Consider the following 14469-nt stretch of genomic DNA (forward strand, 5'->3'; position numbering starts at 1 on the left):
ATATATTCGCCTTGCGCCAGATGCACCCGAAAGAGCGCTGAAGCGCAACTACGTACCTAAGAGTTAACCCTATAGAACCTATTTAATTTTCTCTTCTTTGAATCGGAATCTTGATCGTAAATTCAGTGCCTTTCCCCACCACAGAGAAACACTTGATTTCACCTTTGTGTTTTTCGACAATAATAGAATGAGAAATCGCCAAACCCATTCCCGTCCCCGAACCGATCGGTTTTGTAGTATAGAACGGATCAAATATCCGCTGCTTGACTTGATCGGTGATACCTGCACCGTTATCAGCAATTCTAATCGCAGCAAAATTACCTTCTACCTCTGTAGAAATGCGGATAATTGCTGAATTTGGAAGCGGTTCTTGTAAAGCGTCAATTGCATTCGCTATAATATTCATAAACACCTGATTCAATTGTCCGGCGTAACACTCTACCAGCGGCAATTGTCCGTATTCTTTAACGACTTGAATTGCTGGGCGATGGTACTCCGTACCCGCTGCGCTAACGGGCTGAACTTTCAGACGGTGTTCTAAAATCATCAACGTGCTGTCGATGCCTTCGTGAATGTTAACTTTTTTCATTTCAGATTCATCAAGGCGAGAGAAATTTCGCAAACTCCGCACGATATCTCGGATGCGAGTTGCTCCCACCTGCATCGAAGACAGCATTTTTGGCAAGTCGTCTAACAAGAAATCTAGCTCTAATGCCTCTACTTCCTCCTGAATAGCTGCGGTCGGTTCCGGGTATTCATCTCGATACATTTGCAGCAGTTTCATCAGGTTTGTGGTGTATTCTTCTGTGTAGGTAAGATTGCCGAAAATAAAGCTGACTGGGTTATTGATTTCGTGGGCAATTCCTGCTACCATCTGACCGAGACTCGACATTTTTTCTGCTTGCACGAGCTGGGTTTGAGCAAGCTTAAGTTCGCACAGAGTTGCTTCTAGTTGGGCAGTTTGTTCTCGCGCCATTCGGGCTGAATCGACGCTTTGGGTGTAGAGTTCGGATTGGCTGATGGCGATCGACAATTGATCGCCAATTGCCGATAGCAAATCCACTTCGTCTTGTGTCCACCTCCGCATCTCGCGACAAGCCACGCAGCCCACAACACCAATTAAACCCCCTGCACTTTTGACCGGCAAATCCAAGACAGACTTGTAACCCAACTGCAAAAAGAACTCTCTTTCTATGGGATCGCTCAAATTTGCAACATCATCTATTTGGTAGATTTCCGATTGGGCTATTTTTTGGGCCAGACTCCCCGTTACGTCAGCAGGATAATAACCCACAAGCGAGAACAAGTCATCATTTTTAGCTTCGTGGACGACATCCCAAGCGGGTATCTCGACATCGGATACATACCAAATAAACAAGCAGCGATCGAGTTGTAGCAAGTCGCGAATTTGGTGTACAGTTGTTGCCAATATAGTATCTAAATCGAGAGAAGCGCGGATTTGACTGCCTAACTGGTTGAGCAATTTTTGCTTCATGGCTGCTGATGAAGCTTCGGCGGCGACGAGGCGAGATGTTTCGTAAAGTTCGGCTTGATTAATGGCGATCGCCAATTGATTGCCCACAGCCACTAACAGTTCCACTTCCTCATCGCTCCAACACCGGATGCTGCTAGAAGCGCTACAGCAAATTACCCCTATTTTACCTGAAGATGTCTGAATGGGAATGTCCAGCATAGACTGTAATCCTATACACATGAAAAAATTCCGCTCTACTGGATCGGTAACATTTTTAAAATCATCCACCCGAATTATTTCAATATTGGCAATTCGCTCGGCTTTAGAACCAGTCAAGTTAGCCGGAAATACACCCAGCAAGGAAGGTAGTTCATCATTTTTTGCCTCGTATTCTACATTCCAAAATGCTGATGTTTCGTTGGTTATATACCAGATAAATATGCACCGTTCGAGCAGCAGCAATTCACGTATTTGCTGCACAGTTGTGGCCAAAATAGTGTCTAAATCCAGAGATTTGCGGATATTGCTAGCTAGTTGGTTGAGCAGCGCTTCCTGCTCTGCTAATTTGCGGAATCTCGCTTCCGACTCTTGCAACTGTCTTTGAGCTTCTTTTTGTTTCGTTACGTCCAAACCCAAACCGATTAAGCCGATCGCATTACCGCAATCATCTTTGACCTGAGTTTTAATTATCTCCAACTGGTGGTATTCACCGTCAACCAACTGGAGCAATTCTTCAGAATAACAGGGAGGATCTTGGCTCCAGGCTTGTGCATCTGATACCATGCAGTTAGCAGATGCTTCTAATCCAAAAACTTCGGAATAGTGAGAGGCTGCTAAGAACTTCTCTTCGGGAATAGCTACATCTTCGCAGAAAGTTTTGTTGGCTAATAACATCCGCCCGCTAGCATTTGCCATCCACACCCAGATGGGAGCATTGTCAATAATTCCCCTCAAAGTTTGCTTTTGGGCGGCGAGAGCAAGTTCTGTTTGTTTGCGCTTGATTCCCAGGGCGATCGAATCGGCAATTGACGCAAAAGAAATCAGTGTAGATTCCGTCAACTCCTGGCGAGCAAACATGGCGATTACTCCCACCAACTGATTGTCAACAATCAACGGATATCCAGCAAAAGCCACCATTCCTTCTCGTTTCGCCCATTCTTTGTCGCTGACTCGGGCATCTTCTTGCACAGAATTAGTGAGGTGAGGTTGTCGCTCTCGGGCGATTAAACCAATCTTGAACTCGCCGACCGCAATGCGGCTGTGAGCGCCGTCAATGTGAGTATAAATCCCCGCACTTGCTTGCAATTCCAAGACATTTCCCTCTTCATTGAGCGTCCAAATCCGAGCAAACGCAGCATCCAGATGGCGCACAACTGCATCGGTACATTTTTGCAAAGTTGCAGGTAAAGTGCGGTTTTCAGTCAGAGCAATTCCCACATCTGCTGTGAATGAAGAAAGTTTCAATTGTTCTGCTAAAGCTTGTTCTGCGAATTTGCGATCTGTAACGTCGGCAGCAACACCGAGACGCTGCTGGATTTTGCCCGACTCTGTTCTGCTAAATACAATATCGCGACTGACTAACCAGCGCCAACTATTTTGTCTGTCGAGTACCCGATATTCGTACTCAACCACCTCGCCGTCGGGAGCATTTTCTATTTGCTGGATATATCTGGGAAATTTAGCTAAATCTTCAGGGTGGATAATTGTCGGCAACAGATTGCTGCCCATTTCTTGAACTTCTGCCACTGTATAGCCCAGGAGGTCGGTGATTTCGCGGTTGGCATACACATTTCGCTGCTCGATTTCGTCGTAAACATAGAGAATATTCGGACTGGTATTGGCAATGCGCTCAACAAAGTGCTGACTAGCTTGCAGCGCTGCTTCTGCAAGTTTTCGAGCCGTAATGTCGGTGGAATTACCAATAATTCGGTAGATGCTGCCAGAGGTATCGTGCAGGGGCGTCAGAGTTACGATAAACCAATTTTCTACACCTGCCAATTCGGCGCTATTTTCGTAAGAAATCGAGCTGTCTGCGGCCAAACAATCGAGGTATCTTTGCCGAAAATTTGCTGCTACTGCTGGGGGAAACACTTCTTCGGGAGTTTTGCCTTTGACATCAGCACTCAAAATGCCTGTAGATGCTTCTGTAGCTGCATTCCAGCCTGCATAGCGGAACTCTCCGGCGGCGACATCTACCACGAAAATAACTTGATTCGATCCGTTATAGATGCTGTTTAAAAATTCTTCTTGTTCGCGCAATTGTGCTTCGGCTTGTTTGCGTTTTGTAATGTCGGTAGCACTTCCCACAATGCGACAAATTTTCCCAAATTCGTCTCGCAGCGGAGTCAGAGTTGTGATAAAGCAGACTTCTTGAGTCTCAAGACTAACAGATTCTTCGTAAGAAAGAGAGCTATTTTTTAGCAGGCATTCTCTTAATTTCTGCCGGAAAAACGCTGCCGTAGATGCTGGGAAAAGTTCTTCTGGAGTTTTGCCGCATCCTTCCTCCTTGCTGATGTTACTGAGTAACTCTGCTGCTCGATTCCAGCCGGCGTAGCGAAATTCTTCGTCTGCGCCGACATCTAGTACGAAAATACTGTAGTTCACACTGTCGTAGATGCTGCTCAGAAATTCTTTTTGCTGCCACATTTCTGCCTCGGCGCGGCGGGCTGGGGTAATGTCGGAGTGGATGCCAACCCACTCGCGAACGCTGCCATCTGCATTCAATACGGGTATACCGCGCACGGTCATATACCTGTACTCGCCGTCGTGCCGCAGCAAGCGGTGTTCTATTGCGAATAAGGTGCGATCGGCAAGTGCCTCAGACCACATCCTGGCAGTATATTCTCTGTCGTCGGGATGGATGTTATTGAGCCACCCCCATCCTTTAATTTCGTCGTAAGTCGCTCCCGTAAATGCACTCCATCCTGTTTGTTCGGCGACAACTTCGCCTGCGGCGGTAGTATCCCAAATAATTTGGGAGGTGGCTTCAGTTAAACACCGATATTTTTGCTCGCTTTCTTGGAGAGCTTTTTCGGCTTGTTTGCGATCGCCAATATCAGAAATAGTGCCAATCATTCTCACCGGAGCATTATTTTCATCTCTTTCTACGACTTTCCCCCGCGCCAAAATCCATTTAAATTCGCCGGATTTAGCTAACATTCTATGCTCAACAGCATAGCCATTTTCTGGATTTTCCAAATAGGCATTTAATTTCTGGTTCAATACCAGTAAATCGTCGGGATAAACTAGCTGTGACAAACCGATCGCATTTGCTTGTAGTTCGTCTGGTTCGTAGCCCAACAAAGCACTGTACTCGTGGTTGCAATACATTTCGTCAGTAACTATATTCCAATCCCACATTCCGCTGTCGGAACCCCAAAGAGCTAGCTGCAACCGCTCTTCGCTGCGCCGCAGGGCGGCTTCTACCTGTTTGCGATCGCTAATATCGCGAGCAACTCCCACCACGCCCGTGATGTTTCCAGAGCGATCGCGCAAAGGGCTTTTGGTAGAAAGAAATGTCAGGATGTTGCCCTCACTATCTTTTACTAATTCTTCGATGCTTTCCTCAATCCCAGATTGCCAGATCCGGCGGTCATTTTCCGCCAGCATATTCGCAATCTCCAGCGGAAATAATTCGGCATCATTTTTGCCAAAAATTTCTGATTTTGGCTTGCCAATCATGCCCGCAACCGTAGAATTGACCAATAGGTAGCGGCCCTGAATATCTTTGACAAAAATGCTGTCGCCTGTACTTTCGATGACGTTTTCAAAGAGGATGTTACTTTCTTGTAGTGCTGCTTCTATTGCTTTCCGATCGCTGATGTCGCGTGATATACCAATGATGCCGATCGCATTTCCTTCCGAGTCGTACCAAGGGCATTTTGCTGTCAGAAATGTTTGCATTTGTCCATTTATATGGAGATTTTCTTCCTGATTGAAATGTATTCTTGATGCTAGAATTTCGATGTCTGAATCTATCATTCTTTTGGCTATTTCAGCGGGAAATAATTCTGTATCGTCTTTGCCTATAATTGCCTCAATAGGTTTTTCAAAAAAATTAGCTAGGGCAGAATTTCCGATCGCGTAGCGGCCTTGAATATCCTTGACAAAAATGACATCCGGCGTGCTTTCAATCACGGAACGCAAGATTGAATTGCTGTGCTGGAGCGACTCTTGGGCGAGTTTGCGATCGGTAACGTCGCGGGCGACAGCATAGATCAATTCTTCTTCGCAGAAAGGGCTAGCAGTCCAGGCTATCCACTTGTAAGACCCCTCGCGACACAGCCAGCGGTTTTCAAACCCAACGATATTATTCCCCGCAGCAATCCTTTCAGCTTGTTTTAGAGTAGTTTCGCGATCGCCTGGATGGACGAATTCAATGAAGAGTTTGCCCACCATTTCGGCTGGGGAATAGCCGAGGATTTTTTCGGCTGCTGGGTTGATGTGCTTAATATAACCGTCAAAAGCAACTACGCAGAGCATATCTGGCGACAGGCTAAAAAATCGATCGCCCTGGTTGAACTTGCTCTCTTGGCGATCGTTGTAGGCCCAGACAGCAGAGGCGTGCGATCGCGCGGACACCACCAACATGACAATATTGGCTACAGCCAAACATCCCAGGGCGAGTTGGCTCTTGCACAAACCATCGCCTCCGCCTGTTACCAGCAACCCGTTTAATACAAGCAGTACCACACTCGCAACTGAGAATACACTGCCTGAGGCGATCGTCGCGAGGCTGATTGTTTGTTCATACTGCATACTGCATTCTGCCTTCTGTCTGCTGGTGACTGCTGCCGTTAATTTTATCAATAATAGTTGCAGGAATTTAAACAATTTAGTGTTTTGTGATTCTTCTATATGAACTAGATCTTTCATTTTTTTGAATAAGTTTAATTTTTGATGAGTTAAGACTTAAAAACAACTCTAAAGATGTTAAAATACTTTCAACAGTTGACAGTTGACAGTTGACAGTTGACAGTTGACTATTTGAGAGCTACCTCTACCCTTAAGTCCGAGGATTGGAGTAATGAATAGTCTGATTTTAATTTCTCCCGAGCAGGCTTGGGGCTTTCAACCAATTCTTTCGGGTAAATTTTTTCTAGCTGGCGAAATCAAGCATTGGCATTTTTTCCTTATTTTATGCAACACAACCATAAAATTAAGTGTATTTACGGAATTAGCGAGTAATATTTTTTTAGCTGCGGTGCGGCTTTTATCATTTTTTGTAAGGGCATAAAGGGTTTATCTTTAATAATGGACTAGATATTGCTGTTGGTCATTGGACATTTGGCCTAATCTAGCTAGTCCAGCACGCAAAATTTAATTATCTAGAGTGCGCCTGAAGCACATTACCGCGTAAGAGTATCTTGTCAAACCACTTTTTGCGTAAGTTATGACCCGGTTTGATGTACTAAAATACTGCGGGGAACTCTCTGACTGCTGGTTGAAAAACCCGCACTCTCCGTCAAATTCAACCAAATTTCATACTACCTATTAATTGTGAAGTTAAAATGAAGATCGACTGTTGATTTATGAAAAAAAAATAAAAAGATGTTGGTAGGAGTTGTTAGTTAAACTCCTATGTTCCCGGGTAATTGGGAATTGGGAATGGATCCGTTGTACTTCGCGAGTGTTGCAAATTGCTATAACCGGACATTCTCCATACCGAAGGCAGAATCCAGTGTTAAGTGTTTAATTTGGATTTTGATTTTTTTAACTGTATTAATACAAGTTCACAAAACTCTTGCTACAATTATCAATCTGGTATTAATATCGTGTCCGGTTGATTACCATCACAAAAACGGTTTGTAGTGCGGACTTCAGTCCGCAGTATAAAGCGGACTGAAGTCCGCACTACAAACCTTGGTACAATCCATGTGTAGGCTTAATTCTGGGATTTGGTTAGAATTGTATCCCATCAAACCACCACAATCAAATTGGTTGGATGAGGCATTTAGTCCGATGCTGCCAAAGGCTCGGGGTTAATTTAGCTAGCTAGATAATATCACATTTATTGCGATTCATCCCCAGGCGATAGGGGCGCATTCGCAGCAGACAAAGCAGATTGGCGACCTAATTGCTGTTGCCGAATGCGCTCCAAATTCCCCGCCGGAATAGCAGCTATCAGTTGCCGCGTGTAAGCTTGCTGCGGTTGGCGGTAAATACGCTCGGCTGTGCCAATTTCCTCGATTTTACCTTTGTTCATGACGATCGCGCGATCGCTCATAAACTTGACCACGCTCAAATCGTGAGAAATAAAAATATAAGTCAGTCCAAACTCTGTTTGCAACTCCTTGAGCAAATTTAAAACTTGCGCCTGCACCGATACATCCAATGCAGAAACCGATTCATCGCAAATAATAAACTTAGGATTCAAAGCCAAAGCTCTAGCAATACAAATTCGCTGCCGCTGTCCCCCGGAAAATTCGTGGGGGTAGCGCCGCATAAAATCGGGATTTAAACCCACTCTATCCAACAAATAAGCGGCGCGATCGCGCTTTTCTTTCGGGTTTTTGCCAAAGCTGTGAATCACCATCGGTTCCATCACCGCTTCTCCAACACTCAGGCGCGGATCGAGAGAACTATAAGGGTCTTGAAAGATAATTTGCAAATCGCGCCGCAGCCGGCGCAATTGGCGATCGTACTCTTTTTTGAGCCGATAATTAGCCATCCACTGCCCTCGGGAACTACTTTTGGTAGGAGGGGTAATTTCTTGACCTTCAAAAAACACTTTGCCGCTGGATATCGGAATTAATTGCAGCAATGCTCTCGCTAAAGTTGATTTACCGCAGCCAGATTCGCCGACTAAACCCAAAGTTTCGCCCGGGTAAACCTCAAAAGAAATATCGTTTACCGCCATAAACAAGCGTTTAGTTTCGCCAAACATTCCTTGCACCGGAAAACCGACTCGCAAGTTATTAACAGCTAGCAAAGGCTCGGAAATATTCGGCAGCCGAGGGGGTTTTCCGGTGGGAAAAGTGGAAAGTCCGCCGCTGCTGTCGCCGTCTAAATCGACATTTTTCTCGACAATTACCAATTCGCCGCTAGCATTTGTGGTGACTTCCATAAAATCGGAAACTGTCGGTAAGCGGCGCATTTGGCGTTCGAGAGTTGGGCGGCAAGCTAAGAGACCTTTTGTGTAAGGATGTTGGGGATTGCTGAAAATTTGCTCGATCGCACCGCATTCAACAATTTTACCTCGGTACATCACCGCCACCGTATCGGCAATTTCAGCAATGACGCCTAAATCGTGGGTAATAAAAATCATTGCCATGCCTCTAGAGTCCCGCAACTCGCGCAGCAAAGCTAAGATTGTTGCTTGCACGGTTACGTCTAAGGCCGTTGTCGGTTCGTCAGCAATTAATAAAGTGGGATTGCAAGAAATGGCCATCGCAATCATCACGCGCTGGATTTGACCGCCGGAGAGTTCGTGGGGATAGCGATCGAGCATAGCTTGTTTTTGGCTGTTGACTTGTGGCATGAAATCGCGATCGTCCTGGGCACCTGCTTCTTGCCGCAAAGCCAAACAGCGCTGCCGCAGTTCCTCGTCCCCCGGTAGCAGCTTCACCTCTTGCAATAGCGAAGCAGCTTTGCGCCGCGCTGCTGTCTGGGATATCTTTTGGTGGAGACAAATGGCTTCTGTGAGTTGAAAGCCGATCGTAAAAACGGGATTTAGCGAACTCATCGGCTCTTGAAAAATCGTCGCAATCTGGCTTCCCCGGTAGGTTTGTTTTTCCCGATCGGGCATTTCCAGCAGATTCACAGGCTGCTTGGTAACGCCATCTGCTGTCGGAGAAAACCATATTTCGCCCTGGATTTTCGTTAACGAACTTGACAGCAAACCCATAACAGCGAGGGATGTTACCGATTTTCCCGAACCCGACTCTCCGACAATTCCCAGAGTTTGCCCTCGCTTCACCTCAAAGGAAATGCCGTCAACAGCTTTGACTGTTGCGGACGCATTGTCTGCGTCCGCAGATTGAAATTCAACCCGCAGGTTGCGAACTTCTAGGACGGTTTCACTCATGGAAGTCTATGGCAAAAGTTAAAAGGAGATTAAGTGGATTGTAGCAGGGCCTGTTAAAGACAGAAGGCAGCGGGAAACTCTTAAATTTTCAGTTTTAAATTTTAAATTCTTTAACTGATGGTGATTTTCACGCTTAGTAAAAAAAATACAGATGCTACGGTAGGGACACTGCACTCCCTCCGCTACGCTTCGCCCAAGGCGTGTCAACTTAAGGCTGAAACCCTTGAGAAATATGGGTTTTATGCCAAGTCTAGATCCCCCTAAATCCCCCTTAAGAAGGGGGACTTTGAGTAACTTCTTGTCCCCCCCTTCTTAAGGGGGAGTAGGGGGCAAGCTAAGGGGGGATCTAAGTTTAATGGTCAAACAGCCATCTGTGACTGGGTTTGAGCTGGTTGTTGACACCAATGTGCAATGCCGTTTCCCTACTATATTTCATAGAATTGAAAACTGCCTATAACAACACCCAAAACTCAAAACCCAGAACTACTTAACTGCCGAATGCGGGGGAAGAATTTTCCTCAATAACCGATGACTTGAGTGCCAGCAGGCAGTGCAGTGGTCTCGGAGACCTTTTTAAACACGGTTGCCTGGTCGTTTAAGGAATTCGGTCTTGGCAGTCCGGGATTGGTGCCTTCCACCTGAAGGCGCATTTGACCTTCGGGAGTCAACTCAAAAACAGTCTCAACGGTTTCGGTCTTGTTGAGGCTGACATCCAGGTGCATCGGTTTTGCAGCGAGATTAACTTTATACCTCGTTTCTTTGGCGCAGGGGGCTCCGTCGGGGCATTTACCCATCATGAACAATTTGCCTTCTGGGGCAAAGACGAAGGTGAAAGACTGACCGGAGGGGATTGTACCTTGCCATTGACCTAGAAGTTGCTTGTCGATATTGCTAGCGGCGGGGGCTGCTGCTTCGGCAATTGTTGGTGCTGCTGCGGATGCTGGGCCTTGCGCGCCGTTGAAGCTGCTGGCGAGGATGCCGAAGCAAATGCCACCTGCGATCGCTTTGCCAATCATTTTTGAATTAGACATGAGACCGATCTCAAAATTGGTTGTTTGTTCTGTACACTGTAGCTATAAAACCGTACTTTGTTTAATTTAAATCTCTTTGGGTAAAATAAAATATATTGAGGTAAAATGGCATAAAAACCGCTGCAATTTCGGGAATCTGCCGAAAAAGTCGATTCCAATGTGTTCGAGCGCGATGATTGTGATGGTTCGCCGGTGCGCGATCGATCGCTTTTCTGTAGATGAAAGCAATTGCGCTGTTTTCGCAGCGGCGGATGTCTAAGATTCTGGTTGAGATTCTGGTTGAGATTCTGGTTGAGATTCCGGCGTAGCTTTCTGTTCTTTTCGATCTCGTTTTGTTCGCTCCAATGCCTCTGCGTAAGACCAAGCCACGCTCACAATCAAAGCTTTCCCAATACCGTCCAAATTTTTTTGTACATCGTCGTTATCCGGCGCTTGGGCTTTTGGGTTGCCATCGTTCGTCATATTTTTGTTTTCTCCCGGGCTGGTTTTTCTGGCGACTTTTTGCAATGTGCGATCGATACCCACAAATTATAATTTTTACGAGAAAAAATTGGTTGAAAGCCTCTCCCTTTGAGGGAGAAATTAAAATCAGACTATTCATTATTCCAATTCTCTGACTTAAGGGTAGAGGTCGCTCCTAAACTGTCAGCAGTCAGCAGTCAAAATTCAACTGTCAACTGTCAACTGTCAACTGTCAACTGTTGAATGCACCCTACTTATCTCTGAGGGTATGACCTTGATTACTAGGAATAATATCATAAAAACGCTGATTGGATGAGCTAATCAGAAAGAAACCTTAACTGCGCTGGTCGTCCGCAGCACTGACTCCTGCTGAAACCTGCGCTTGTAATTTTCGATAATTTCCTGAATAGCTCGATTTTTTTCCTGGCTAGTTTCATAAATCAAAATAACTATTTTAGAGTTTTCTCGAATCAATATTCCGCCCTGGTTGAGAAACTGCCCGGAACCGTCTAATACAGTTAGCCCTTCCCGAAAACGAGGGGTAATAACTTCCTTGACAAACTCCTGCCATTCTGACTCAGAAATTGTCTCGCCTCCGGGTTTAGTTAAGCCAAAATACAGTTCATCTTTGAGGAAGGTTTTTGGACTGGCGTTAGTATCGGAAGTTTCGGAAATTTGAGCGCGGGCAATTGTCCCCGGACAAATCGGCACGAGCAACAGCAGGCCTGCCAAGCAAAGACTGTTAAGATGTTTGTTCTTCATGTGATTATTTTCTATAAATAAACAAGTAGTAGGGTGCGCCAGTGCGATAAATCTTTAACTACCGACTATGAGACTATTGGTACTGAGGCACCGCCCGAGCGATCGCACAATACCGATGCTACCGTTCGCGATATAATTTAACATAAAATGTGCAGATTAGTTTGTATAGCCTTTCTTAAAAAGATTCGCGGACGTAGTTGGGCTTCAGCCCTCTTTGTTTATTATTATATAAGCTGTCAGTCATACCTCATCTTTCTGAAAACCTCTATACTGCGGACTTAAGTCCGCACTACAAACCTTTTTTGTGATGGCGATCGATCGCAAATGATACCAGTCAACTAGCTTTTTCAAGCACAAATATCACCTTAACAGCAGCCAAATACTTATACCTCTTACTACAGTCATAACTTAGTTAAAAGCAGAAATAGTATTTTTCAGCACAGGGTTAGACTATTTTCAATCGATCGTGTTATACAGGCCAAATTTTCATTTCAAGCGATCGCCAGTTTTGACATCAAACCAGTGCAGCAACTGAGACGGAAAAACCAGCTCGACAATTTCGGAACTCCACTGACGGTCATTTGGGAGCAAAGCGCGCACCGTTACTGACTCCAAACCTTTAACTCGGACGCTAACTAAATTTTGCATTCCCAAGTTTTCTACTAAATAAACCTCACCTTTAATTGCCTCTGGATCTGGCTTCTTCCTGGCCTCTACATCTGCAAAGCTGAGGTGTTCCGGGCGAATTCCCAAGACAATCTCTGGTGGGACTGTCGGCAGATTTGGTAGCGGAACTCCAGAATCGCCCAACATCGCAAAATTTCCCTGGCATTTAAGCACTAGCAAATTCATTTGCGGGCTGCCTACAAAACCCGCTACAAACTGATTTGCCGGACGGTTATAAATCAAGTGTGGCGGGTCTAATTGCTGGATGCTGCCGCTGTTGAGAACTGCGACTTTTGTAGAAAGTGTCATTGCTTCGGTTTGGTCGTGGGTAACGTACACTACAGGGGCTTTTTGGGATGAAAACAATTGTTTGAGTTCGGCCCTAACTTTTTCTCGCAATAAGGCGTCGAGATTGCTTAAAGGTTCGTCGAGCAAAAATACTGCTGGTTGGCGCACTAAGGCGCGTCCGAGGGCTACTCGCTGCCGCTGTCCGCCTGATAGTTTACCCGGTTTGCGATCGACTAATTCGGTCAATCCGAGGGATGCTGCAACTTCTGTCACTAAGCGATCGATTTCGCTGTCGGATATTTTTCGGAGTTTGAGGCTGGATGCCATATTGTCGTACACTGTCATGTGCGGATACAGCGCGTAACTTTGAAAAACCATTGCAATATCCCGATCGCCCGGTCTGAGATATGTCACATCGCGATCGCCAATTCTAATCTCGCCTCTAGTCGGCTGTTCCAACCCTGCAATCAACCGCAGCGTGGTAGATTTGCCACACCCGGAGGGCCCCAGCAAGGTCAGAAATTCGCCCTCGCTGACATCTAAGCTAATGTCTTTTACTGGTACAACTTTGGGGCTGTAGGTTTTATTGAGGTTTTTTAGTTGCAGTTTTGCCATGATTTTTTATTGGTTATTGGTTATTGGTTATTGGTTATTGGTTATTCGTCACTAGGAATCAACTTAGGAATGATAATTAAATAACTTACAATCTTTATTGTTCTTGTGGAATGGGCGTCCCGCCCGTTCTTTCTGGACGGGCGGGACGCCCATTCCACAAACTTGTGTAAATTATTTAATTCGCGATCCTTAACTATTTGACTGTTTTATTGACAAATTCACCACTCAAAACTCTCCTTACTATCCCTTGACAGCCCCGGCTGTTAAACCCTGAACGATGCGCCGTTGGAACACCAAAACCAGCAAAACCAAGGGTAAGGTTCCTAAAACTGTGGCTGCTGCGATCGGGCCGTAGGGAATCTCAAAGACTGATGCACCGCTGAGTTGAGCCGTGGCGACGGGAATTGTTTTTAGAGATTCGCGAGTCATAAATGTCAGTGCGAAAATAAACTCGTTCCAAGCTGAAATAAATGTCAAAATTCCGGTTGTGACTAAGGCGGGAAATGTCATCGGTAGCACGATTTGCCACAGCATTTGAAAGGTGTTGTAACCGTCAACTTTAGCTGCATCTTCTAAATCTTTTGGCAGTTGCTGAAAGAAACTCCGCATTACCAAAATTGTCAGCGGCAGATTGATGGCGGTGTAAGGGATAATTAAGGCTAAATAATTATTTCCTAAATCCAAAGCTTTGACTATTTCCAACAGTCCTAAAAATAACAACACCGCCGGAAATAGCGTCACAATTGTCACACTTGCCAGAATAATTCTCTCGCCCCACAGCCGCAATCTGGCTAATGCGTAAGCTGCGGGAGCACCTACTGCTAAACACAGCAGTGTGGAAGTAATGGAAACAAAAGCGCTATTTAAAATGTAAAGTGCAAACGGACGGCGCTGGAATAAGGACAGGTAATGATCGAAGGTAATTCGTGCGGGAATGTAGACGTTGGGAATTGCTGAGATATCGCCGTTTACTTTGAATGATGTCAGCACCTGCCAGATGATGGGTGCGAGGAAATAGGCGACAATTAATATCGCTGATAGGGGCAAGATTAATTGCCGGATGTTAAAGGGTTTTGTGGTAGGTTGTTCGCGGGCGATCGACATAGTTTATACCAATGAAAGGAACGTTTCATTCAGTTGACAGT

At 45.5% G+C, this 14469-nt stretch carries 9 protein-coding genes; 2 read left to right on the top strand and 7 right to left on the bottom strand.

Annotated features, from left to right (window positions below):
* Positions 1-82: 82 nt before the first annotated feature.
* Positions 83-6349, bottom strand: coding sequence for a PAS domain S-box protein (locus JGK16_RS09985; protein WP_293190422.1), 6267 nt, complete (start codon positions 6347-6349; stop codon positions 83-85).
* Positions 6350-6500: 151 nt separating this feature from the next.
* Here JGK16_RS09985 and JGK16_RS09990 point away from each other — a divergent pair, with 151 nt between their 5' ends.
* Positions 6501-6710, top strand: a complete 210-nt coding sequence (locus tag JGK16_RS09990; protein ID WP_293182595.1) for a hypothetical protein — start codon at positions 6501-6503, stop codon at positions 6708-6710.
* A 774-nt stretch (positions 6711-7484) separates the two neighbouring features.
* Here JGK16_RS09990 and JGK16_RS09995 read toward each other — a convergent pair.
* Positions 7485-9500 (bottom strand): ABC transporter ATP-binding protein, encoded by a 2016-nt coding sequence (locus JGK16_RS09995; RefSeq protein ID WP_293190423.1) that lies wholly within the window; start codon positions 9498-9500, stop codon positions 7485-7487.
* A gap of 518 nt (positions 9501-10018) precedes the next feature.
* Complete coding sequence (locus tag JGK16_RS10000) at positions 10019-10531, bottom strand: hypothetical protein (RefSeq protein ID WP_293190424.1); 513 nt, start codon at positions 10529-10531, stop codon at positions 10019-10021.
* Between the two features lie 76 nt (positions 10532-10607).
* Between JGK16_RS10000 and JGK16_RS10005 the strand changes: the two genes are divergently transcribed.
* Positions 10608-10790 (top strand): hypothetical protein, encoded by a 183-nt coding sequence (locus tag JGK16_RS10005; RefSeq protein ID WP_293182589.1) that lies wholly within the window; start codon positions 10608-10610, stop codon positions 10788-10790.
* Here the strand turns inward: JGK16_RS10005 and JGK16_RS10010 are convergent.
* The 4 genes from JGK16_RS10010 to JGK16_RS10025 form a co-directional block, all read right to left on the bottom strand.
* Entirely contained in the window at positions 10787-11056 is a 270-nt protein-coding gene (locus tag JGK16_RS10010) for a hypothetical protein (protein WP_293182587.1), read from the bottom strand. The two genes, JGK16_RS10005 and JGK16_RS10010, sit on opposite strands and share 4 nt — an antisense overlap.
* A gap of 258 nt (positions 11057-11314) precedes the next feature.
* On the bottom strand, positions 11315-11755 hold the full coding sequence (locus tag JGK16_RS10015; RefSeq protein WP_293190425.1) for a DUF3574 domain-containing protein: 441 nt from the start codon (positions 11753-11755) through the stop codon (positions 11315-11317).
* A 486-nt stretch (positions 11756-12241) separates the two neighbouring features.
* On the bottom strand, positions 12242-13324 hold the full coding sequence (locus JGK16_RS10020; RefSeq protein WP_293182583.1) for an ABC transporter ATP-binding protein: 1083 nt from the start codon (positions 13322-13324) through the stop codon (positions 12242-12244).
* Positions 13325-13564: 240 nt separating this feature from the next.
* Positions 13565-14428: a carbohydrate ABC transporter permease gene (locus JGK16_RS10025; protein ID WP_293182581.1), complete on the bottom strand. Its 864-nt coding sequence runs from the start codon at positions 14426-14428 to the stop codon at positions 13565-13567.
* Positions 14429-14469 lie beyond the last annotated feature (41 nt).

It is taken from the genome of Microcoleus sp. PH2017_09_SFU_O_A (assembly GCF_020738625.1).
Classification (GTDB): domain Bacteria; phylum Cyanobacteriota; class Cyanobacteriia; order Cyanobacteriales; family Microcoleaceae; genus Microcoleus.